Raw genomic sequence first — 26,547 nt, 5'->3', positions numbered from 1 at the left:
ACAGAAATCGTGGTTACCCACCGCATCCCAGGCATGCAACTCAACCAAGATGAAGCCCAATTCCAAATCTGCACAGTTCACACTGATGCTCGTTTGGTTTTGATCAACAGGTTGTTGTACCCGGTTCACGGAGTATTTGGTCACCAGTTTCAGGCCATCCTTCGTTTCTGGTCCTTGACCATTGCAATCGTAAATCTTGGATGCAACGAAGTCCGAAGCCCATACCGTCATCATGCCGCCATTGTTACCATCTGGCATCAGGTCAACACTCAGTCCATTGATACAAATTGGCGCTGGGGCCTTGCAATCCTTCACCACGAATGGGATTCGGGTTGGAAGTGATAAGTTGCCACATTCGTCGCGGCCCACCACAATCAAGTCGTGGGTGCCTTCTGGCAGGTTCGATACCTTGATCTCAAACTGACCATTGCCCAAATCCTTGGTGCTCCAACGTGGAGTCGAGTACAGGATCATCTGGCCTGCCTCCAAAGTCTGGAATGGAGCAATCATCAGGAATTGCGTTTCCAATTCCACTTTGTCGGTACAATTGTCCTTCAAAGTCACCACCTTGGTGATGTTCGCTGTACAAGCCGTGGGGCTGGTGCAGAAGGTATCACGGGTGCCTGTCACCACTGGACGAGTGTCGTCGTACACCTTGATGATTTGGGTGTAGATGAAGCTGTGGTAGAATTCTCCCGCTACTTCGCAGTATCCAGGTTTGAAGCGGATGTCATCGGCATTGTTGTGGATCAAATCCTTAGAGATGTAGAATTCTTCAACTCCATCCCGAACGCCATCTTCGCGGTCACGTACCAGTACATAGATCGGTGCTTTGCCATAGTTGCCAAACACTGCCCGATCGATGATCGAGATATTGGTTTGCAACAGTGGATCACCACAACGATCATCGTAAGTACACCAGTTGATTACGGAGTAAGTACGGAAGATCTTGTAGCACTCATCATCCGAGGCATCGTACCGTTTGTCATGCACATTCACCGCCAGGATGTCACAGCCCAGTTCGTCAGTGATCACCGTGTCGATGATTGGCGTTTTGCAATCCGTGGATACATCTTTAGGGAAACAAATGTTGTATTCGTGGACGGGCAAAATGTAAATCCGTTGCTTGCAAGTCACACTGATCGGGCCTTTCACCGTTTGTTTGGTCAAAGTCCAGATCCGATCGATGTAGCCTGCTCCACACTTCAATTTTTTCTCGGTGCTGTAAACGGTATCCAGAGCAGCACAATCGTTGCCCGAAGGGATCGTTACATCGCCAAAGATTTTCGCTGAAGCAATTTTATCATCGATTTGAGCCAAGCCTTTGTCATCGCAGTAGATCGTCACATCCCAGGGGGCCAAACAGGTCGGTGCCACCTTGTCTTCGATCAACAAGTCCATCCAGCAGTAGTTGGTATTGCCGTAGATGTCGCCACCACACAGCTCGACCGTTACTCTTTCGGTCAAATCGCAGCAGAAGAACTCCACATAATCCAACAGTGGCGTCATCAACTTGCCTCCTTTCAGGATGAAGGTTTCACCAAAGTCTTCGATGTCGCCATCGCCGTTTAGGTCAAATCCGTCTGCTTTGGTCACATCCCCATCAGCAGGTAAGGCATCGAGTTTGCCGTTGCCATTCGTGTCATATCCCTTTTGGATGAAGCTCGCAGCACAGCCATCTGGTACATTGCGGCGGACTGCAATCCAGGCCAGTTTGCAATTGTCCCAAGAGCCTTCGTCGATGTCCGCTGCACTCACTTGGGCATAACCATTGGTGTAGCCATTGGCATTGCTCAAACTCACATGCAGGTCATCGTCGCACTTCATTACTGGTGCGATCTTGTCCTTCACTTCAAATATGAAGCAAGTTGTGGAAGCGTTGTAACAACCATCAAAGGCGTCAATCACCATCAAGTGTTTGCCCACAGGAAGGCCGATCATCATGCCGTTCATCACCGCATAATCTACCTTCTCCCAGCAGATTTGATCCTTGTCGCAAGCGCCTAGGCGGTATGCATCATTGTCACCACGCAGTTCGCCGGCTTCCTCACGAGCTTTAATACAAATTGGGTTTGCTGGTCCTTCATAGACGAGGACCCCTTTTACATATCTGTCTTTGGTGTACACACTCACACTGATGTTGCCCAGGGTACAGTTGTCCTTGATCGTCACCCCAAAGGCGGTTTTGATCCCAGTTACGGTCACCGGAATGGCTGCAGTGCAATCCATCGGGCCAGTGGAGATGTCGTAAGGTGCGCCGTGTGTGTATTCAACCGTCGGTGCCGTGAAGTCCCCAATTTTGATCAGGATGTGGAAGGTATCAACGATACCACCTGCGCACCAATCAAATACGTATAGTTCCCGGTCAATTTTCACTCCTTTGCCCCCACAAATTGGGAACTCCGTGTCCTTGATTTGTACCGAATAGTTGCATTCCACCTGATCGATGAACAAACAACGTGGATTGGCACTCGTATTGAAGAAGCTGCACACATATGGTGTAACATCTTCCTTCTTGATCAAACTCTTATCCGGGGTACAGGAATTGTATTCCACCACCCGATCGTAGTTCCCTTCGCCTGGGCCGTTGAACACAAAGTCGTCAACTGCAGGGCGGGTAAACTTGATTTTTTGTACATATGAAGACCGCATCCCGTTGCAATCCGTGGCCGTCCACTCCCGAGAGATCAGCGCGTAGTATCCGCCATTGACCTTCATTTGTTCGCAGGAGTAGAATTCTACCTTGTCCGTCCATTTTAGACTGATCCGGCAACCACAGTTGTAGCAATTGTCCTTGAAGTAGGCGTAACCCAGGTTTTTGATGTTGTCAGAAACCAAGGCAGGTGGGATTAGACCCAATTGGCAATTGTCGCCAGTTCCTGCTACTCCTTCCGCATTGTTGATCGTTTGTGGGCTGGTAGCTGCTGGCCGTGGTGAGCTAGTTGCGCCTACGTTGCCAATCGTCAGGCGATTGTTCAACACGTAGTTCACATCGTAGCAATCCAAAGTAACATCCGCTGGCGCACACACCAAAGCGGGTGCCGTTTTGTCTTCAGCCGTTACTTTGCCCCAACAAATGATGTTGCCAAAGGCGTCAAACAAGCCGTAAGTCCACACGCCAGCACAATCGATCAGGCCACCGTTGCTTGGGTCATTGTCCATGACCCGAACCGTGCCGCCATTGCAATTCACATCAGAGACTAGATTGCCAGTCAAGAGGAATTGGCAGTTGGCATCCAAGCTTACTGTCACATCCTGGCAGGCGCAGTTGGCTACCTGGAAGCGCTGACGTACTTGTTGTACACAACCTGGATCCAGTGAATCTTTGGAGCTTGCTGCTCCAGCATCAAAACTGTACACCAAGGTGTGGGGGCCAGGAGACAAAGTCCCTGGGTTGATCGTTACCACCGTGGGGGCGGCACTTGCCCCGGCTTGAGGTACTCCATCCAAAATGAAAGTGCCAGTTCCCGCTACATTATCAGCTACCGTGCCTGTTACCTGGAAGGGTGCTGCCGAAGGAGCTACCAAGGCAGGTAATCCAGTGAACACAGGATTGGGATAGAAACATTTGTTGTTTGCTTCCAGGGTTACTCCCCGGCCGTTGGTTACCGAAATCGTGTAGCCAATCGCGTCAATGTGGTAACCCACCAATTCGTATACTCCGGGGCTCACCTGGATGAAGGCATCGCCTACATCCACCGGATCAGTGCCCGCTGCATCTTCATACAAGCCCGTAACACTCGCTACCGTCCAGGTTTGATTGATCGGTCCTTCAATGTGTACCACATCCCGGAAGGTGCCGGTATTTGAATTCGCTCCGTTTTGGCCAATCTGCGCATTGTTTTGACATACACATGGGTCGACAATGGTTGCTTCACAAACCACTACTTCCACCTTAAAGCCATCTAAAGTATCTGCACAGAATCCTGCAGTTTCAGGAGTGACGATAATTTGGGTTACAGTAAGGATGCCATCAAAATCAATCCCTTCTTCAAAAATTGTTTGGTCACCATCTGCTACATCGGTGAGAGTTTTGCTACCCGCACCATTTTCGTCCGTATAATTTACTACTACAGTAAATTCGGAGCCTTGTGGCAGGGTGCTCTCATTAAAGGTTAAGGTGAATGCTCCACCTACACAAACGGTATCCAGATCAATACTTACACTGGCATCAATTGGGTCACTGATGAAAATTTCTACTGTATCCAAACCGCCCTGGCATACACCTGCTGGGTCGTTGGTCAAGAAGCCAAATTTGAGGCTCGACAGTTGTTGGCCAGTAGCATTTAACACATATCTGGAACTCGGGTTGGTATCTCCAAATGGGAAAGTACCAAAGGCCATATTCTTCTGCCATACTCCACCCGTTGCCAAGCCCGAAAGAGTGGCGTTCAGGTAGATAGTATCCGTTGCACAAACCGTTTGGTCGGGACCAGCATCCACAATCGCTGCGGGATCAATAGTAATCGTAATGGAATCGACTACCGGGCCACAAAGTCCTGCTGGATCATTTGTAGTCAGGTACAATTTCACTGAACCCGCTGCGGTGTCGGCCAAAGATGGAATGTAGTTGGCCTTCAACGTGGTTGTATTCGGGCTGAAGGCACCTGTACCAGAAGTCGTCCAGGTTGCGCTCGTAGCTGCTCCACTAATCGAGCCGAACAGTGGAATGGTATCTGTCGATGCACAAATCGTCGTATCATTCCCCGCATTAACAAAGGCCGCAGGGTTGATGAAAATTTCTACGGTATCCAAACCACCCTGGCACACACCTGCTGGGTCGTTGGTCATAAAGCCAAACTTGAGGCTTGACAATTGTTGGCCGATGGCATTCAATACATATCTTGAACTTGGATTGGTATCTCCAAATGGGAAGGTACCAAAGGCCGCGTTCTTTTGCCATACGCCACCCGTTGCCAAACCAGATAGGGTAGCACTCAGGTAAATCGTATCCGTAGCACAGATCGTTTGATCAGGACCTGCGTTGACGATCGCCGCTGGGTCAATCGTGATGATCTTGGTATCCACCGCTGGGCCACACAAGCCAGCTGGGTCGTTTGTTGTTAAAGTCAAAGTTACGGTGCCTGCTGCTGTATCCGCCAAACTTGGGGTATAAGTGGCGTTCAGAGTCGTCGCGTTAGGGCTAAAAGTGCCCGTACCGCTCGTCGTCCAGGTAGCCGAGGTAGCCTCACCACTGATCGAACCATTCAGTTGAATCAAAGTAGTGGAAGCACATATTGTCGTGTCATTCCCCGCATTAACATAAGCAGCTGGGTTGATGAAAATTTCTACCGTATCCAAACCACCCTGACACACACTTAGTACCGGGTCGTTGGTCATAAAGCCAAACTTGAGGCTACTCAGTTGTTGGCCCAAAGCATTCAGCAAATATTTTGCACTTGGGTTGGTATCTGCGGTTTGAAAGTCACCAAAAGGCATATTCAATTGCCATACCCCGCCCGTAGCCAAGCCCGATAGTGTCGCGTTCAAGTAGATCGTGTCGGTGGCACAAACCGTTTGGTCCGGACCAGCGTTCACAATCGCCGCAGGGTCAATCGTGACAATTTTTACATCAAATTCTGCACTTGGCCCATTACCGGTCAAAGTCAAAGTGATCACTCCAGCCGCAGTATCTGCTGCTGTGAACATGTATTTGGCGTTCAGGTCGTTGGCATTTGGAATAAAGCTGCCCGTGCCGCTAGTGGTCCAAGTGCCACCCGTAGAAGCCCCACTCACCGTTCCTTTCAATGGGATCATGATGGTAGAGGCACAAATGGTCGTATCAAAGCCTGCATCAATGTCACTGTCATCATTTTGGATGGTGGCGATAACGGTGCTGGCGGTAGAAAGACTGGCTGCAAGGGCAGTATTGGAGAATCCATTGTCTTCAATCGAAACGGTGAAGGTTTCATCTAGCTCTACATCGGTGTCGCCATTGACCAGTACCGTGATGATTTTTTGCTCGTTGGTTGTACCCGTAAAGGACAGGGTGCCATCATTGTCCTGGTAATCATTATTGGCTACAGTAGCCGTAGCGTCATCGGTCGTATAGGCGAGGTCGAAGCCACCTTGTACCGGATTGTTCAGCGTAGCGGTAAAGGTGAAGCTGGTGGTACCAACGTTTCCTTCTGCTTTGGTTGCGCTGAGCAGTTGCAAGTGTACTACCGCGGCATCGTCGTTGTTGATGGTACCGATACCTTGAGCATCACTAATGGCCCCATTGCTGGGATTCGACAAATTGACGAAGAAAGTTTCATTGGCTTCTACCTTAAGATCACCATTGAGGACCACGGTGAAGGTTTCGGTATCATCGCCAATTGCAAAATTGAGGGTACCACTGGTGCTAGTGTAATCAAGGTCAGCAGTGGTAGCGGTATTGTCCGCCGTAGCGTATTGAATGCTTTCTGCAGTAGCTGTGCTGGTACGGGTTACGGTGAAAGTCAGGTTGGTCGTTCCACCATTTCCTTCGGCAATCGACACATCGTTGATGGAGAAAGCCAGGTCATCGTCTTCGATGGTACCCAGACCTTGAGCATCCGCAAAGGTCACACTGGCACTACCTACAATATTACTCAAGTCGACATTGAAAGTTTCGTTTGCTTCACCCAGCACATCACCATTCACTTCTACGGTAATGGTCTGGGTTTGACCAGCGCCATTGGCCGGGAAGGTGACCGTTCCACTATTGAAATTAAAATCAACACCCGAGGTAGCCGTAACGCCAGCTGTGGCAAAATCCACGTTCACCGCAGTGCTCACCACTTTACTGAGCGTAACATTGAAGACAAAATTGACCGTGCCAGCATCTCCTTCCGTGAGGGTTACATCGTCGATGGAAATAGTAGCGGCGTCATCATTGATGATGGTGCCTGTACCTGTGCCGAAAGAGCCCGAAATAACTACATTCCGGCCAATGGCACTCACTGCACTCAAAGGAACAGTAAAGAGTTCGGTAGGCTCAACAAGCATATCACCGTTGACGGTTACATCAAAGGTTTTACTGTCAGTTGCTAGAGTGCCTGCAAAGTTTAAGGTGGTGCTGTTGGTCGCATAATCGGTACCAGCGGTGGCGGTGCCATCCACTGTACCCACATTCACACTGAAAGGTACGTCTACAGCTTTGTCTACACTCACCGTGAAGGTGTAAGTTTGAGTGCCTGCGTCCCCTTCTGTTTTGGATACATTATCGATGGTCAAGGTAGCCTGATCGTCGTTGGTGATTGTACCTAAACCCTGAGCATCGGAAATTGCACCATTGCTGGCGTTGCTCAAGTTGACAAAGAAGGTTTCGTTGAGCTCTACTTTGGTATCGCCAGTCAGAACGACTGTGATGGTCTCTGTATCGTCACCAATGGCGAAGTTAATGGTACCACTGTTCAGCACATAGTCATTGTCGCCTGTGGTAGCGGTATTGTCCGCCGTAGTAAAGTCAATGGTTTCGGCAGTAGCGGTGCTGGTACGGGTAACGGTGAACACCAAATTGGTGGTTCCGGCATTGCCCTCCGCAATTGACACATCGTTGATAGAGAAAGCCAGGTCATCGTCTTCGATGGTGCCCAAACCTTGTGCATCCGCAAAAGTCACGCTGGGGCTGCCTATAATATTGCTCAAATCAACCGTGAATGTTTCGTTTGCTTCACCAAACACATCACCAAACACTGGAATCGTAATGGTCTGGGTTTGACCAGCACCATTGGCGGGGAAAGTGATGGTATTTAAAATTGGAACAAAATCAACACCCGAGGTCGCAGTAATGCCAGCAGTGGTAAAGTCAAAACTTACCGCGGTGCTTACCACTTTGCTCAAGGTAACCGTGAACTCAAAATCAGTCGTTCCGGCGTTGCCTTCCACCTTGGTTACATCGTCAATGGAGATGGTGGCTGCGTCGTCATTGAGGATATTACCAGTACCACTTGCACCAAGCGTTATACTGCGCGAGCTGGCAAGTAGGTTATTGAGGACTACAGCGAAGTTTTCATCTGGCTCAACAATCATATCGCCGTTAACGACCACCGTGAATGTTTTTGTTTCACCAGCAGTAGTACCTGCAAAATTGAGGGTAGCTGAATTTGCGACAAAATCACCAGATCCTGAAGTTGCAAGAATGTTAACCGTGACGATATCTACCGAGATAGCCACGTCAATTTCTTTATCTAGCGTTACAGTAAAGTCATAATTTTGAGATCCGGCATCCCCTTCAGTCTTTGATAAACTGTTCACCGTAATTGTAGCCTGATCGTCGTTGTTAATCGTACCTAAACCCTGAGCATCACTAATGCTACCATTGCTGACATTCGACAGGTTGACAAAGAAGGTTTCGTTGAGTTCCACCTTCATGTCGCCATTGACTACAACGGTGATGGTTTCGCTATTGTCGCCGATGGCGAAATTGAGGGTTCCACTGGGACTTGAACCGTCATAATCATTGTCGGCACTTGTAGCAGTACCATCTGCAATCGTGAAATCAATGGTTTCGGCAGTGGCGGTGCTGGTACGGGTAACCGTAAAGGTAAAATTGGTGGTACCTGCATTGTCTTCGGCCAGGGTTACATCATTGATGGAGAAAGAAAGGTCATCGTCCAGAATGGTACCTACACCTTGAGCATCGAGAATAGACACACTAGGGCTACCCATAACGTTGCTCAAATTGACGAAGAAGGTTTCATTGGCTTCACCCACCATGTCTCCGATTACTTGAACGGTAATCGTTTGGGTTTGGCCAGCTCCATTGGCAGGGAAAGTCACCATACCGGAGTTGGTATTGTAATCACCTGCGCCAGCAGTGCCATTGGCGGTAGTAAAGTTAACCGTTACGGCAGTGCTCACCACTTTGCTCAAGGAAACCGTAAAGATAAAATTGGTGGTACCTGCGTTCCCTTCTGCCAAGCTTACATCGTCGATTGAAATGGTGGCAGAGTCATCGTTGGTGATGGTACCAGTGCCAGTACCTGAAGGGCCAGAAATGACTACATTGCGTCCACTGGCACTCACTGTGCTCAACGGAACCGTAAAGGTCTCGGTTGGCTCTACTTTCATGTCGCCATTGACGATTACAATAAAATTTTGGCTTTCCCCTGCGGTACCTGTAAAGCTCAGGCTCGTGGTACTGGCCACATAATCATTATCACCAGTAGTAGCTGTACCGTTCACTGTACCTACATTTACGGTAAAGGGCATGTCCACGGCTTTGTCTACCGCCAAGTTGAAGATATAGAATTGGGTGCCCGCATCCCCTTCGGTATTGGACACACTATTGATGCTGATGGTTGCCTGATCGTCGTTGGTGATGGTGCCCAAACCGGTGCCATCGGTAATGACTACCCCTGCGGGTGCGTTTGAAAGCAAGACATTGAAGGTTTCAGTCAATTCCACGATATCGTCGGCATTCACTGTAACGTTGATCGCCGCAGTAGGGCTACCCCCTGCGGTGAAGCTGACCGTACCGCCACTAATCGCTGTATAGTCGCCATTGTTGGTCGAAATTACTCCTGTATTGACGTCCAAACTAAAAGCCTCGCTGAGGTCATCCCTGGTAACGGTGAAGGTAAAGGTAGTAGTTCCACCACCACTGCCTTCAGCCAGGGTCACGTCATTGATGCTGACGTTGGTAGGCGTTTTGAAACCTAAGTCCAGCGTAGTGTTGTTTTCCACAAAGCTGGTGGAATAATTTATGGTAATGGCCTGGCTGGCAATCGAACTACCGAAGGCATCCTGACCATTGTCGTCATTGTCGGTATTGTTGTCCGGATCGACAGCCGCACCAGTTGGGCTGGAGATGAGGCCATTTAAGGGCTCACCTACGCCAAATTCGCTGGAAGGAATTTGCACGATGTAATCATCCGAACAAAGGTTAGAGAAAAGGTACAGGCCTCCAGCCACGGTGTTGGTGGTGGTTACAAAGGCGTCGGAGCCGTCCAGGATACCTGGAGTGGTACCATTGTCGCGATAGAGGTTGACAACCACTCCAAGGATGCCCGCGTCGCCACCGTCAAAGGTGCCGTTTTTGTTGTTGTCGCGGAAGACCAGGTTGCCCAGGGTGTGTTTGCTCAGTTGGATCACCGTAGGGTTGGTCGCTCCAGCTACTCCAGGATCGTCGGTTAGAATGGTGGTAAAGTTGCTACCACTGACGCTGCCTTGGTTGGAGATTTGACATACCCCGGCAGGTAAGGGGCTATTGATGGTCACTTCAAAGCGGATGGTGATCTGTTTGCCTTGAGGCAGTGGGAATCCACTTGGCGCACCTACGGTGACGGTTTCACCAGACATCATCATCTGCAGCGCAACTGGTTCCGCTTCTTTTTCTTTGGGCGCTTTGGGTTTTACTGGTGCATTTTTTTGTTGGCCCGTAAGGTCTTTATTGCCTGCTTCCTTTGCTAAAGCCTGGTCATTCAGTTTACCATCATCCACTATAGAAGCCAATTCTGCGTCAACCGGAGCGAAGGAAGAGTGGGTTGGTACCAGACAGGTAGCTCCGAAGGTTAGACCCGCATTGGGTCCATAGGAATTAGTTGTACCATTGTTGTTGGTATTCGTATTGTTTGTCCAATAACTTCCGATAGGCCCGGAGCCTTGTAAAGTCGTAATGGTAGCATTAAAATGTTGTAACCGAAACGCACGCGCAACAGTAGCTGGCAAAATTAAATCATTTTGGGCTACGTGTCCACATAAAGTATTGGCATCAGACACCATAAAAAGACCATTCGTATTATTGCCGTCACCAGCTCTTAATACAATCCCCTCTAAACCAGTAGCGATAGGAACAGTAACATCCGTGATGGTATTGGTAATATTGTTGTTGAATATAGTGGCATCCAGACGCCCCGTAGCGACTGAGCCATTGAGTGTGACGATATTTACCGGAATATCAATATTGTTCGAAAAAACATTAAGGTTATCCTTTATTTCGAGAATTGCTTGCCCGTTTCCTTCGTGCAATATTGCGATATTGGAGAAAGTACTTTCCTCATTGACCGTATTCGTAATACTGGTATTGTTGTTGGTACGGCCATTCATATCACCAGCCGAGAATGTATTGGCTAAAACGGCAACCTCGCCAGCAGATTCAATAACTGTATTATTGTTGATATTGTAGTTGAGGGTAGCAGCGGCACCAGTTGCAGCGACTTCAATCCCAGCCATCAGACCACCAAAACGTTGTACGCTACAGCCAGTGATGTTGATGTTCATGGTCGAGTTGTCTTCCGCAATAACCTGAATGCCTTTACTTCTGGCTCTGGAGAAAACACTATTGGTCAGCGCAACCGTAGCTGTAGCTGAACCTTGGGTACGCATCTCAAAACAGTCCTGCCCAACGGCAGAAGCTGCGGAATTGTTGAACGTACAATTGTTGACCGTTAAATTTACATTGCCCGTCGTATTGATGATGTGGCAAATCCGGAAAGCAGAGTTTTGGAATGTGGAACCAGTGATGGAGCAAGTACCAGTCAGGTTGCGGAATTTCAAGGCATTTTCCTCGTTAAAGTTACCATTGTTGGTGGCTGTACAATTGGTCATGGTGAGGTTGCTCACGCTGTTGCCCATGATGCCATGTTCTTCGGTGCCACCGATGTCAATGTTATCCAAAGTAACGGTGCTCACCCCGTCCATATAGATGGCTGCAAAACAAGCCAGTACATCGTCTTCATCGCAGAAGGTATCAAAACCTCCATCGCTGGTTGAGTTGGCCGAGGTCAATGTCATGTTTTTCAAAGTGATGTTGGTCGCATTCCTCAAATCAATCCCCCGGCCAGAAATACTGGTCAAAACTCCTCCAGAACCATCGTTAGTACTTGTTCCCGTTACTTGAAAGCTCCCGGTAGTATTGGTTACACTAATGGCGTTGCTTGAGTTGGAAGCGGTAATGCTTTGAATGATCACATCCAGTACACCATTGTTAAAATTGACCCCAACACCCCCGGTGTTGGTAATGCTCACGTCCCGAACCGTGGCGGAGGTGAAGCCGCTGCCTAGCAGGGCAGTACCGCCGGTGTTGTTGAAGTTCACCCCACGTACCTGATTTTGCGACTGCATGTTGGTATTGTTGGCAGCCTGATTGATGGTCGGGCGGGTACCACCTACCGTAGGGATGGTCGCAGGAGAAATGGGGGGATGAACAGAAAAAGTAACCCCCGCCAAAGCTGCGAGACTAGCGCCTACTGCTCCTTGGCCAATCAGTTTTTGTTGCCCCAACAAAAGCGTGCTTTGCGTATTGTTGTAAGTTCCTGAGTATACAAAAATATTATCACCCGGCTCATCCAGAGAAGATGCATTGAAGGCATCCATGGAATTAAATGGCGTATTGATGCGGCCGTCCCCTGCAGGAGCGCCGGCTTTAATGTACCAGATCATACCGGCAACGGTAATCGTGACGGTACCGACACTAGCGAAAGCACCATTGCTGACGGTATAAGTAAAGGTAGTAGTTCCGGTAAAGCCAGGATCGGGGTTAAAGGTAAAACTACCATCGGGGTTGGCCGTTACAGTTCCCATGGTTCCTGTCTGATCAATCGCAGTCGCGCTCATCGGTGTGCCATTCAGGTTGACGTCGTTGGCGATCAAACCCGAGCCGGCTGGAACCGAAATGGAGGTATTCCCTACCGTGGAGTAGCTGTCGTCAATGGCAATGGGGGCTGATACAAGTGAACCAGGCACCAGGGTGGTATTGGCGTCAATTTGATCCGTAAATTGCACTGCCGTGGCATCCATGGCCCCGACTGCATTCTGGATGACAATCACATAACGCAGCACATCGCCAGGGGTAGGGCCACCAGTGCCCATATCCGTCCCAAATTGGGTAACGGTTTTGGTGGCAGTGATGCTGGGCACAAAAGGAGAAATCCACTTTTCCCCGCGTGCGCGGTCACTGGCAGGTGCCAGATAGGGAGTGAGCCATTTTAAAGCAGGAGCTATTTCCGAAACTTGCCGCTGAGTTGTAGCAAGTGCGCTTGAGGCAGGATGCTGATTTAGTTTGTGATCAACATGCTTTGCAGCCTTATGCTCAAGGGCGATTTTTGGGAATTCTGGTTTGGGAAGTTGAGCGGTTTCTTTTACCACTGGATTGGAAATCCAAACCAGCAAACAGAGCATAACGCTCACACGTAGGAACTTAATGACAAGTTTCATGAGATATGAACTTTTAGTTGTACAGTATTTAATACTACCAACTGGTACAGCAGTAAGGAGGTCTAACTACCTCTTAAAAGATAAAATACAAGGTCGTCGATTAATAGTCACCCCAAAGGTAAAAAAATAATCATCAGCCTCACAACAAAGTGCTGTTAATTTTTCCCAAAAGATATTCATTTGTAAAATCAAGAAAATCAAGCACTCTTTCTTTGGATTACACAAAAAATAAATATTGTTTAGGGTTGGGAAAAGCTCCGACTTTTTATAGCTTTGCATAATCGCTTTGGTTCCATTCAAGCGCTACAGGAGATTGATCTAGCCATAATCACCTTGATGTTGTAGTATCTTTTTCTGCTTTTATCAACTTAGAAATACCATGAAAAGACGACCATTTATAAAGCTATTGGGTTCAAATCTAATTGGCTTACCTCTGGTTATGGGCAGCACAAGTATTTTTGAACCAAAAGCAAACTGGGCACCATGGCTGGCTCATTTGCGGCAAGATGCAGCGCTGGAAAGCATCCATGAGCTTTGGATGGCCAATGGATTGCCTCCTGAACCCGCGTCGGTGCGCAGTGGCGAGTTCAGCAAGACCAGCGGTCAATTTTTTTTGTATCAAAAAAGACAATACTGCTTTCGGGTTTTTGAAAAACAACACCCCCAGGCAGGTACCATCGACCTGTTGATTCCTTTTTGGAAAAAACAAAAAAATGGCACGTGGGTACAAATTGCTTGTTTGTCGGCTTTTGGTTTGGAAGCCCTGGCCAAAGCTTGCCAGCAAGACTACACGGCTACACAGGTTTTGCCCATTGAGGCTGGCCAGGCTGGAAGTTTTGTGAATGCGTTGGGTGAGGTTCAAATTCAAACCCAGATCCAATTGGACAATAAGGCTCAAACCCAGATAAAGATCAGCCAACAAGGCAAAATTGTCTGGCAAAACCGTTTTTTTTCAACACAGTGTTTAAATTATTATTAGACGACCATATACTACCTTCAAGTACCCCATATTTGGCAACATTATTTTTCACCTATAAACACATACTTGATATGGCCGAACCATTTCTATCTGAAATTCGGATCATGAGTTTCGTCTTTGCCCCCAAAGGCTGGGCACTTAGCAACGGACAGTTGTTGCCGATCAACCAAAACCAAGCACTCTTTTCGCTGTTGGGTACTACCTTTGGTGGCGATGGCCGAGTCAATTTTGCCTTACCTGACCTCCGTGGGCGAACTCCCATCCATGTCGGGAGTGGACACACCTTAGGCGAAAGGGGTGGAGAGCAAGCACACACCCTGTCTATTGCAGAAATACCCACACATACCCATGTAGTGAATGCCACCAGCACGGTTCAAAATACCATCGCACCGAGTGGTACCACTTATTTTGCGGATACTGCTCCTTCGGAAGTGTATGTAGGTCCAAGTGCGCTTGTAGCCATGAATGCCCAAATGGTAGGCGGAACAGGTGGCAGTCAACCGCACCTCAATATGCAGCCATTTTTAACGCTGAGCTTCTGCATTGCACTGCAAGGGATTTTCCCGAGTCCCACCTAGTTCTACACCTTATTACCCAATCCTCAAATTATCATCATCATGGCACAACCATATGTTGGCGAAATACGCATGTTTGCGGGCAATTTTGCTCCAGCAGGCTGGATGTTTTGTGAAGGCCAACTCCTGCCCATTTCTGAAAATGAAACCTTGTTTCAATTGATCGGTACCACTTATGGCGGGGATGGCCAATCAACTTTTGCCTTACCCGACCTGCGCGGCAGGATTCCGATTCACCAGGGCAACGGGTTTATCCTGGCAGAAACCGGTGGGGCGGAAGAGATAACCCTGACCGTCAATCAGATTCCTGCTCATTCTCATCCCTTTTTAGGCAGTACAAACAATGGCAGTGGAAGCAGCCCAGGCGGTACGGTTTTTGGGCGAAATGCCTCGGCGCCATTTTACACCACTGATACCTCAGGAGGCACAGTTAACATAGCGCCGGGTACGATTGGTGCAGTTGGGGGTTCCCAACCACATACCAATTTCCAGCCTTATTTGTGCGTTGATTTTATCATCTCACTATTTGGTATCTTCCCTAGTCCAACCTAGTTTTAGGTTTATTGATTCGATGAACTGGGGTTTAGTATTCATTTTTCACGCAGTGCGCCTACCCAAAAGGTGGGTAAACTACACCTAAAAATTCAATCAACATGGCAGATCCATTTGTTGCCGAAATCCGCATATTTCCTTTCAATTTTGCACCCAAAGGCTGGGCCTGGTGCGATGGGCAATTGTTGCCACTTTCTCAAAATACCGCCTTATTTTCTTTGCTGGGTACCACTTACGGGGGTAACGGAAAATCCAATTTTGCCCTACCCGATTTGCAAGGACGCGCTCCCATGCACCCAGGGCAGGGCCCAGGTTTGATGCTACACGATTTAGGGGAAACCGGGGGCAGTGAAACCGTAAGCCTACTGGAAAGTGAAATACCTTCACATAGTCATGCCGTAAGGGCCGTGAATGACAGCGGATTGAACAATGATCCCACCAATGCATTAGTAGCCAGGGCCTCCATTTATAACGCGACATTGACCACAACAGCGATGTCTCCCAATGCTTTGGCTCCATCAGGCGGCGACCAGCCCCACAATAACCTGCAGCCTTACCTCACTTTTTACTTCAATATTGCCTTACAAGGAGTATTTCCTCCACGCACTTAATCGGAGTTTCAAACAAGTGATCTTATGGTCAGTTTACGCGCCATTTACGAAGAGGATTTGCCTCGTTTGTTTGAAATATACGCCAGCACCAGAGCCGAGGAATTGGCTCTGGTGCCCGATTGGCCAGAAGAACAAAAAATGGCCTTCCTCAGCCAGCAGTTTGTGGCGCAGCACCAGTATTACCAGGAGTTTTACAAGGGCGCTGAGCTCCAGCTCATTGTATTGGAAGAGGAAGTGGTCGGTCGCCTTTACGTGCATTGGTTGTATAGTCCGCAGGAAGTACGGATCATGGACGTGGCGCTATTGCCAGCCTATCGGGGGCGGGGCATTGGTTCTCAGCTCATCAAGGCCATCCAGCAAAAAGGGGCTGAAATCGGTAAAACGGTGACCATCCACGTGGAGTACAACAATCCTGCGCTGCAATTGTACCAACGTTTGGGCTTCCAAAAAATCGGCGAATTCAACTCCGTGTATTATCTCCTGGAGTGGAAGCCTGCGTCTTAAACACCTTAACCCTTAATATCCATGTTAGAACAAATAAGCATTGCTGATTTTCAGCCTCATTTGAATGAAACCTTTTCCATTCGTTTTACCCCTGAAGCGATACACCCGGCGCAATTGACCAAAGTTACGCCCTGGAGTCACGGGTCGGATAAATACCGCCAACCTTTCACCCTGGAGTTTGAAACTGATTTGAAAGAAACTTACTACTTACAAGGTTCTTTCACTTTGGTGCACCCTACGGCGGGGGAATTGTTCCTTTTTATGGTCCCGATCGGGATGGGGAGCAATGGGATGCGGTATGAGGCTGTGTTTAGTTGAGAAAGCTAAAATGAATAGATAAAAAAAGAGGCTACCCTTTACAGAGCAGCCTCTTTTTTTATGCTTAAAAGTATTTTACTCCAAAATCACCATCTTCTTCGTCGCTGTAAACTCCGTGGTTTCCAAAGTATAGTACAATACCCCACTGGCCCCCAATTGCTCCTTTTTCAAGGTCACTTGGTTACTGCCCTTGGTGTAGTTGCCTTCCACCTTGTAGATCAACGCACCTTTCACATCTCTCACCGTCAGCGTCCCTTTCGTCGCCTTTGGCAAGCTGAACCCAATCACCGTTTCATCGCTGAAGGGGTTGGGCGTGTTCTGACGGAGCTCGTAAGCTTCACTGACTTGGATGCCTTCAAAGTTCAAGGCTATGCCCAGGTTCTCATTGTGCTGGTCGTAGGCTTCGGGAGATACCACCCGGTTCAAGCTCAAGGTGCTACTCAATTTCGCATTTGCTTTCGCACGCAAGACCAAGGTAAACAATGCCCCTGGCTCGTACTTGCTGTTCCAGGAAGTGGTGATCAAACCTTCGTTTTTGAAGATACCGAAGTTCTCAGCTTTGGCCACTCCGTATTCAATGTCCACAAGTTCGACTTTGCTTTGATCCAAATTCAGTGCAAACTGATAACCCTGGATGTTCTGCAAGTCTTCTGCTGTGAATGCCACCCGGTATTCATTGCCTGACTTCAGGTTCTGCTCCTGCGTCTTGAGTTTGAACTGGCCATTCGTGCGTACTTCTGCACTTGCTGCATTGTTCACACTCGCACTCGCATTCACATCCCCCACTTTGATCGCCACAAAGTTCGCCCGAACATTCGTCACCAGGTCATTCACACTCACCACCTCGGGGAAGCTCGTTGACCAAGGATTCGTTTGGTTCGGGAAGCGGTACGTCGCATCCACAAAGCGCCAGCTGGTGTTGTTGGCGAAATGTGTATCGATGTTCAAAATCAACTTCCGAATCTGGATCATGTCCAATGTCGAGATCGATTTCGAATTGTTCGCATCCGCTGCAATCATCTTGTAGGGACTGTTCAAGGCTTGGACACCCAGGATGTGTTTTTGGATCAACACCAGGTCGAAGGTCGATACCCCATTCAGGTGGTTTTTATCCAACTGTGGCGTCACCGTGAAGTCTCCGCCTTTGGTGATGTTCACAAACTCGTAGTTACCATCCGTTCCGGTCATGTCACTCTGCGTGCCGCTGCCACTCAAAGTCACCGACACCCCTTGCAGGTTGCCTACTCCTTCGGTCGCAATCGTACCCGCTATCTTAACCTTGTCTGCTGGTGTTGGACAAACCTTGTTGTTATCCTGTACCTCAATGAAGGTCACACAGAAATCGTGGTTGCCTACCGCATCCCAGGCATGGAGTTCAACCAAGATGAAGCCCAATTCCAAATCCGCACAGTTCACACTGATGCTCGTTTGGTTTTGATCAACGGGTTGTTGTACCCGGTTCACCGAGTATTTGGTGATCAACTTCAGGCCATCTTTCGTTTCTGGACCTTGACCGTTGCAGTCGTAAATCTTCGAAGCTACAAAGTCACTCGCCCATACCGTCATCATGCCGCCATTGTTACCATCAGGCATCAGGTCAACACTCAGTCCATTGATACAAATTGGCGCTGGGGCCTTGCAATCCTTCACCACGAATGGGATCCGGGTTGGTAGGCTCAGGTTGCCACATTCGTCGCGGCCTACCACAATCAAGTCGTGGGTGCCTTCTGGCAGGTTCGCTACCTTGATCTCAAACTGACCGTTGCCCAAGTCTTTGGTGCTCCAACGTGGAGTCGAGTACAGGATCATCTGGCCGGCTTCCAAAGTCTGGAATGGGGCAATCATCAGGAATTGGGTCTCCAATTCCACCTTGTCCGTACAGTTGTCCTTCAGGGTCACCACCTTGGTGATGTTCGCTGTACAAGCCGTGGGGCTCGTGCAGAACGTATCGCGGGTACCCGTCACCACTGGACGAGTGTCGTCGTACACCTTGATGATTTGGGTGTAGATGAAACTGTGGTAGAACTCGCCCGCTACTTCGCAGTATCCAGGTTTGAAGCGGATGTCATCGGCATTGTTGTGGATCAAGTCCTTAGAGATGTAGAACTCTTCAACTCCATCCCGAACGCCATCTTCGCGATCCCGTACCAGTACATAGATCGGTGCTTTGCCATAGTTGCCGAACACTGCCCGATCGATGATCGAGATGTTGGTTTGCAACAATGGGTCACCACAACGATCATCGTAAGTACACCAGTTGATTACGGAGTAAGTCCGGAAAATTTTGTAGCACTCATCATCCGACGCGTCATAACGTTTGTCGTGCACATTCACCGCCAGGATGTCACAGCCCAATTCGTCGGTGATCACCGTGTCGATGATCGGTGTTTTGCAATCCGTGGACACGTCTTTAGGGAAACAAATGTTGTATTCGTGTACTGGATTGACCCAGATGCGTTGCGTACAAGTGATCGTGATCGGTCCTTTCACCGTTTGTTTGGTCAACGTCCAGATCCGGTCGATGTAGCCATAACCACACTTCAATTTTTTCACCGTGGAATAAACCGTATCCAAAGCCGCACAGTCACTACCCGTGGTGATGGTTACATCCCCAAAGATTTTCGCTGAAGCTACTTTGTCATCAATTTGAGCCAGACCTTTGTCGTCACAATCAACCGTGATCGCCCAAGGAGCGATACAAGTTGGTGCCACCTTGTCTTCGATCAGCAAGTCCATCCAGCAGTAGTTGGTGTTGCCGTAGATGTCGCCACCCCACAGCTCGACCGTCACTCGTTCGGTCAAATCGCAGCAGAAGAATTCTACATAATCCAACAGCGGAGTCATCAACTTGCCACCTTTGAGGATGAAGGTTTCACCGAAGTCTTCGATGTCGCCATCGCCATTCAGGTCAAAGCCGTCGGCTTTGCTATAGTCGTTGTCTGCGGGCAGCGCATCCAATTTGCCGTTGCCGTTCGTGTCGTAGCCTTTTTGAATAAAGCTAGCTGCACAGCCATCTGGCACATTGCGGCGGACTGCAATCCAGGCCAGTTTACAATTGTCCCAGCTGCCTTCGTCGATGTCCTCGGCGCTCACCTGGGCATAGCCGCTGGTGTAGCCATTGGCATTGCTCAAGCTCACATGCAGGTCGTCGTCGCACTTCATTACTGGAGCGATCTTGTCCTTTATTTCAAATTCAAAGGAATCTTGTTTAGCATTGTAACAACCATCAAAAGCATCGATAATCAGACGGTGGCGACCTACGGGAACACCCACCATCATGCCATTCATGATTGTATAACCAACTTGATCCCAGGTATCTTCTGCAACCAGAATACCTTTGACGTAACGGTCTTTGGTTTTCAGTTTGACACTGATGTTGCCCAGGGCACAGTTGTCCTTGATTTCTACTCCAAATTGAGATTTGATACCAGCTGCTGTAATTGGGAAGGCTGCTGTGCAATCCATTGGACCTGTAGAAATGTCAAATGGTGCGTGATGGGCGTATTCCAAGTATGGTGCTTCAAAATCACCAATCTTGATCAGGATGTGGAAGGTATCTACGACACCACCTGCACACCAATCAAATACGTATAATTCCCGGTCGATTTTCAGTCCTTTGCCCCCACAAATTGGGAACTCGGTATCCTTGATCGATACGGAATAGTTGCATTCTACTTCATCCAAGAACAAACAACGTGAGAATCTAGGTGCAGCAGTACGGTTGAAGTAGCTACACACGAAAGGCATCACATCCGATTTTTGGATCAACTCTTTATCGGGTACACAGGAGCTGTACTCCACTACCCGGTCGTATTTGCCACCATCGCCATCGCCATTGAACACAAAGTCATCTATAGCTGGGCGGGCAAAAGGAATTTCCTGAACGGTATCCCTGCTCATCCCCCGGCAATCGGTCGCAACCCAAGTCCGGTAAATCCGAGCGTAAATTCCACCGTTTGCCTTCATTTGATCACAATTGTAGAACACTACCCGGTCACTCCATTTCACAGTTGTGAGGCAACCACAGCTGTCACAGTTGTCTTTGAAGTAAGTATAACCCAGGTTGTTGATGTTGTCTGCTACCAAATTTGGCGGAACCAAATTACAAGCACCCGTACCAGCAATACCTTTGGCATTGTTGATCGTTTGGGTGCTGGTAGGTGCCGGGCGAGGAGAGCTCGTCGCATTCACATTGCCAATGGTTTGGCGATTGTTCAGCACGAAATCCACATCGTAACAATCCAGGGTGCCTTGATACCAATCGGTGCAGACCAAAATTGGAGCGGTTTTGTCTTCAGCTGTCACTTTACCCCAGCAAATGATGTTGCCAAAGGCATCAAACATGCCGTAAGTCCATACCCCAGCGCAGTCGATGGTATCACCATTAGATGGGTCATTGTCCATTACCCGAACGGTAGCTCCATTACAATTGCCATCAGAAATGACATTGGCCGTAAGGGCAAACTGGCAGTTGGCGTCAAGGCTAACCGTCAAATCCTGGCAACCACATTGCGCAACACGGAAGGTTTGACGTACGGTTTTGACACAGCCCGGATCACTAAGGTTTTTCGAGCTGGCAGTACCCGCGTCGAAAGAATAAGTCAAAGTATTGTCACCCACTGGCAAGGTTGCCGGGTTAATCGTCAACACCGTAGGAGCGGCGCTTGCCCCAGCCTGTGGCACACCATTCAAGCTGAAAGTTCCAACACCAGCAGCGCCATTGGCAACGGTACCCGTCACATTAAATGGTGCGGCAGTGGGCGCAATGAGGAGTGGCAAGCCAGCAAAACTTGGATCAGGGTAGTAACAAGTATTGCCCGAAGACAATTCTGTTCCACGTCCATTGGATACGGTAATAGTGTAACCAACAGAGTCAATATGATACCCAGGTAATTCAAACACTCCTGGGCTGGTTTCAACAAGTACATCACCCACTTCAACCACATCGGTGCCTTCAGCATCATTATACAATCCGGAAACTGTTTTAACTGTCCAGATCATCCCACTTGGTCCCTCTACTCTTACGATATCTTTGAAACTGCCTTCATTGGAGTAGGTGCCATTGGCAATGACAGGAGCATTGTCTTGACATACACAAGGATCCGAAATACTAACTGTACATTCTCCGGCAGTTATGGTAAGCGAATCCGCCAAACTTTCGCAGCTGGCACAAGCCGAAACTGCAGTGACAAAGAGTTTCAAGGGCTCTCCATCAACAAGTTCAGGTGTGTAAGAAGCAACAGGACCGGCTAGTTTATTGGTCAGGGTGTTATCGCTATAAAAATTGTACAATACCGCTGGTTCCAAAGTAGCTTCTACTTCATCTACCCGCCAGGTACCAGAGGTACTGCCACCAGTTGTTTCACGCCAAGCATAAATGCGAATCAAAGCACTAGTACCACAAATGGCGATGTCCAAATCTCTGGATTCCTGCATACAAGGGTCTGAGGTATCACCCGACTTGTATTTTGTTCCGTTTACATAGAGCGCCCATGAAATCGGTCCAGTGCCCGAAGCACGCTCAAAGAAAGAGAATTTGGTCAATCTGACTGGACCTAGTATATTGATTGGAAACTCAAAATAATCATTCCCTGAAATCGCATCGGCTTCGGTGGCCGCTGACCAGTTGTTGCCAGAATAAGCGGTAGATGTGCCATTGCAACCTGAAACGAATCCGGCATCTCCAACGCCAGCACCACGGCTGGCATTACCCGCAGTTGCCAGATTGATATCTGTACTGCCACCAGCAGTATTGCTTGCGTTGAAGTTCCAACTCACGACTACAGTAGAGTCAACACTTGGCGTAATGGTGGTGGTTTCGCCAATACAGGCAACTAGGTCATTGATTATAGGAGTAACAGGCCGCTCACTAACGAGTACATCAATTTGGCCAGTGGCAAAACATCCACCAGTGGTTTCATAACGTACAAAAATGGTCCGACTGCTCGACAAATTGGTCAAAGTACCCGGGTCAATTGGACTTGCATCGTTCTCTGCATCATCGGCTGTTGCATGATAAGTGGTAGTCCCTCCAGCAATACTTTCACCCAAATCCACCGCAGTTGCATCAATGGTGGTTGGCAAACAGGCAGATTCAGGTTGGACGATATCCAGAGTAGGAACTGCGTTTACAGTAACTGTTACTTTGGTAGCCGGGCTTTCACAACCATTCTCCGCCACACAAGTTACCCATACCTCGTCAGAAGTACCAACGCTGGTACCTGGATCATAACTGGTACCAGTAGCAACCGGAGTAGCATTGGCATTCAATGCTGGGTCTTCATCGTAGAAGTTGTAATTGCCACTTGGCGCGGCAAACTGGGCAGTGATGGACATGTTATCGATCCGCAAGGTTCCCCCAGCGTTAGATGCTCCCCAGTAATAAATGCGGTAGCAGGTAGCAGCGTTTAGGGTAAAAGCACCACCTTCCATTTGACAGGAAGTGCCCGTAACCATACCTGTAAGTAAAGGTGTAGTCAAATTATTACTGGCAACCACCGCAAAATTAACCGGGCCAGTGCCCGAAATGCGGTTGCCCCAGATGATGCTATTGACGCCCTGGTAGGTATAACCCAATTGGGCAGCACCCACACAGAATTCAAAATATTCATTGTCGGCCACTGCATCGGCCAGACTGGCGTTGGTAATATCGTACCCGGTGGAAGTAATGGCAGCAGAACAGCCAGAACCAGCAGCTTGAGCCGCTACCCCCGTGAGGCCAGCCCCAGCGGTTTGGGTAGCACCATTGGTAGCAACAGTATTGCTTTGGCTGATGCCCGCGCCGGTAATTCCGGCTTCAAAATCCCAGGTGAAGGTGTTGCTGACGGCGGCTCCTGGGCCAGAATTTGCGCTAATGTTGGTACTTCCGCCTTCGCATACGGTAATGTTGTTTACTTCTGGCGCATCAGGAGCAGCACTTACCACAACTTTGATGCTAGCCGAATCGGCGCATTCCTCATTTTCGTCAATAAAAAAGAGATAAGTGGTAGTGCCCGGTGTAGCCGTGCTGATGCTGGATGGGCTCCAAAAGCCTGAAATGCCGTTATTAGAAGTAGTAGGCAGGCTCGCCGGAGTTTGTCCTTGGCAATAATTGCTTAGTATAGAGAAAGTAGGCTCAATGACTGAGTTTACCGTAATTTTTACTGAGGCCGTATCCGCACACTCCCCACTTTCAGGCGTAAAGATATAGGTAGTTGTACCCGGAGTGGATGTATTTACTGTAGCCGGGCTCCAGGTACCCGCTATGCTATTGTCCGACTCACCGGGTAAAGTTTCTGGCGTTTCACCCTGGCAATAGCTGTCGATGATTTCGGAGAAAACCGGTTCTACTATGGGCGTCACGATCACTTTTCGGCTAGCAGTATCTGCACATTCTCCCTCTGCCGGGGTAAAGATATAAGTCGTAGTGCCTGGTGTAGTAGTACTGATAATGCTCGGGCTCCAGGTACCTGCAATTCCGTTCGTTGAAGAAGCAGGTAAAAGATATTCCTTGCCATCTGCACAGTAAGGGCCAAATCCTTCCGCATTAAAAGTAGGTTTCACAATAGGATTGACCGTAACCTCTCGGATAGCCACACCAGAACAACCATTGTTATTCGTCACCGTCACCACAAAATATGTCGTGATATCTGGTGCAAGGCTGATGGCGGAGGTAGTGGCGCCAGTCATCCATAGGTAGGTCCCTCCACCTGAAGTGGACGCGTTAACTGTAGCACCTGCACAAGTAATGCCGTCGTTGGGCGTAGTGCCTGAATTTTCCGTCACCGTGATGGTCGGCGTAAATGGATTGACCGTGATGATCTGGCTTACTTCTGCGGAGCAACCAGAACCATTGGTCACAGTTACCGTGTAGGTCGTGGTAATATTTGGTGCAACCACAATGGAAGAGGTAGTAGCCCCGGTACTCCACAAATAAGTGCCACCTCCATTGGTGGTCAGGGTAGCATTGCTGCCCGCACAGGTAATCCCATCATTGGAAGCTAAACCTGAGAATTCACTAGAAATGGTAATGCTGGGGGTAGGTAAAGCAACTACCGCAATCGAAGCCGAAGCGGTATCACCCTCACAAGGATCATTACCATCAGGATCGGCAATACTGGCAAAAATGGTCAGATTAAACCCTACTTCTGCTGGTGCAGGGGTATAGGTAAAGGTGCCTGTACCATCGTTAAGGGTAGTCTCAGAAAAAGTACCCAAAAATCCGGTAGTATTGATGGTGGCTGGGCCATTCTCTACGGTATACCCAATGGTTACGGTAGCGCCATCACAAGAGGTGCTATTAAGTGGTGTAAAATTGACAAAAGGTGGTGCTTCGCAGTCGCAAGGCACGGGGATAGCTGAAAGGGTAAAGGTTTGATCACTGAAACAACCCGTAGCCACATCAATGACCCGAACGGTGTACGTCGTTCCAGCTATGCTTGGCGGCATGGGGAAGGTGTAAACTTCTACTGGATCTTCATTAATGTCAGTACCGCCTGAACCAGCCGTCATGGAGCCTGTATAGCTTGCTCCAATCGTGATATCGTATTTATAACCCGAAGCGGCGGGTACATCCAGCGTGACAAAGGGGTTACTTTCCGGGCAGGCACCATTGGTAGGTGCAGCCGTAAAGCTGACGCCACCCGTATTGATCACCGCTGAACCAGTCATGCCGATAAAGCACCCGGTGCTGTTGTATGCTGCAACAACACTGTAAGTCCCTGCCGTGGTGAACAAGCCGAAAGAAAAGGCACTACCCGTACCCGGTATTTGGGTCACATAAGCGGCTCCCTTGTATAAAAAATAAGTCGCCGTAGCTTCAGATCCATCCACACCAATCGCAACGCCAGAGCCAACACCACAATAAGAACCGCCACCCGTTACATTAAAAACCTCTGGTTTAGCGCCGACGTGAATGGTCAGCGTGTCTGTTGACACGCATAAGCCACTGGTTATTGTTACAGTATAAAGTGTAGTTGTATTTGGTGTTACGATAATAGAAGCGGTGGTTTCGGAAGTGCTCCAGGCATAAGTGCCGGCCCCAGTAGCCGTCAGGGTGGCTTGGTCGCCTACACAAATGTTGCCATCATTTTGGGGGAGATTGCCAAAGTTTTCAGTTACAGCAATGGAAACCGGACAGGAATTTGGCGTGAGTGAAAAATCATCTACGGCAAGGCCATCATCGGAACCTGTAGCATCCACGTCACTCCAGCGGATCCAAAAGGTAGCACCATTGGCAATGGACAAGCCAGTAATGGTATACGACAGGGCTGTTCTAAATCCCACAGCATTACCATCTCTTGCGCCCATAACACCAGACGTAGAACCAGTTGTACTAGGCGTAATAAAGTTCAGCGAACTGTGAGCAACCCAAGTGCCTGTAGTCAAACTAGTGGCATTGGTACTCATCTCAAAATTGAGTTGGTCAGTTCTGGCCGCAGTCCCCAAACGCCATTGCTCACCGGTATAATGTATGGTTATGGAATTTATAGTTGAACCCGTATTGTTGGTGTAACAACTTCCAAAAATAGGGACCAAGGTACCAGATCGCAATGAGCCCAAAGCTCGATCTGTTGATGCCGCTACGCCAAAGCTGTATGTGTCTCCAGTGGTAGAACCACCATTGTCTACAGCATATTGCTCATTGTCCCTAGCACCGCCACCTGATTCGGTCATAAACCACCCGGTTATAGTCAAGTTATTGGTAGTAGAACCAGCAGTATTTGAGAGGGTATTGAAACTTTGGGTAACTGCCGACCCCATGGTTGTGAGCGACACACATTGTGCATACCCACTTAGGGATTGAAGTAAAAAGGTGAGCGTCAAGAAAGTTGTTAGGAATACAAAATTCCTAAGGGATAGGCCAGTGTAGCGGTTGTCCATCGAGATTGTGATTTGTCAGAAATAA

At 48.7% G+C, this 26,547-nt stretch carries 7 protein-coding genes and 2 pseudogenes; 6 read left to right on the top strand and 3 right to left on the bottom strand.

Features of this window, described 5'->3' with window-relative positions:
- Both ACEW9O_RS17100 and ACEW9O_RS17095 read right to left on the bottom strand, forming a co-directional pair.
- Positions 1–3,270: pseudogene (locus tag ACEW9O_RS17100) on the bottom strand (hypothetical protein); the annotation flags it as partial.
- A gap of 2,577 nt (positions 3,271–5,847) precedes the next feature.
- A pseudogene (locus ACEW9O_RS17095) lies at positions 5,848–12,705 on the bottom strand (beta strand repeat-containing protein); the annotation flags it as partial.
- Positions 12,706–13,501: 796 nt separating this feature from the next.
- Between ACEW9O_RS17095 and ACEW9O_RS17090 the strand changes: the two are divergent.
- From ACEW9O_RS17090 to ACEW9O_RS17065, 6 genes are all read left to right on the top strand, one after another.
- The gene (locus ACEW9O_RS17090; RefSeq protein WP_373551401.1) at positions 13,502–14,101 is read left to right on the top strand and encodes a hypothetical protein; all 600 of its coding nucleotides are present in this window, start codon (positions 13,502–13,504) and stop codon (positions 14,099–14,101) included.
- Between the two features lie 71 nt (positions 14,102–14,172).
- On the top strand, positions 14,173–14,679 hold the full coding sequence (locus ACEW9O_RS17085) for a phage tail protein (RefSeq protein WP_373551400.1): 507 nt from the start codon (positions 14,173–14,175) through the stop codon (positions 14,677–14,679).
- A 39-nt stretch (positions 14,680–14,718) separates the two neighbouring features.
- Positions 14,719–15,228: a phage tail protein gene (locus tag ACEW9O_RS17080; protein WP_373551399.1), complete on the top strand. Its 510-nt coding sequence runs from the start codon at positions 14,719–14,721 to the stop codon at positions 15,226–15,228.
- Between the two features lie 101 nt (positions 15,229–15,329).
- Positions 15,330–15,839, top strand: a complete 510-nt coding sequence (locus ACEW9O_RS17075) for a phage tail protein (protein WP_373551398.1) — start codon at positions 15,330–15,332, stop codon at positions 15,837–15,839.
- A gap of 24 nt (positions 15,840–15,863) precedes the next feature.
- Positions 15,864–16,343: an N-acetyltransferase family protein gene (locus ACEW9O_RS17070; RefSeq protein WP_373551397.1), complete on the top strand. Its 480-nt coding sequence runs from the start codon at positions 15,864–15,866 to the stop codon at positions 16,341–16,343.
- A gap of 21 nt (positions 16,344–16,364) precedes the next feature.
- Positions 16,365–16,661, top strand: a complete 297-nt coding sequence (locus ACEW9O_RS17065; protein ID WP_373551396.1) for a hypothetical protein — start codon at positions 16,365–16,367, stop codon at positions 16,659–16,661.
- A gap of 75 nt (positions 16,662–16,736) precedes the next feature.
- Here ACEW9O_RS17065 and ACEW9O_RS17060 read toward each other — a convergent pair whose 3' ends face one another.
- A complete protein-coding gene (locus tag ACEW9O_RS17060) occupies positions 16,737–26,522 on the bottom strand; it encodes a T9SS type A sorting domain-containing protein (RefSeq protein WP_373551395.1) in 9,786 nt (3,261 codons plus the stop codon).
- Positions 26,523–26,547: the final 25 nt, after the last annotated feature.

The sequence above is a fragment of the Haliscomenobacter sp. genome, assembly GCF_041740695.1.
Classification (GTDB): Bacteria; Bacteroidota; Bacteroidia; order Chitinophagales; family Saprospiraceae; genus Haliscomenobacter.
This window is presented reverse-complemented; position numbering and strand designations above follow the sequence as displayed.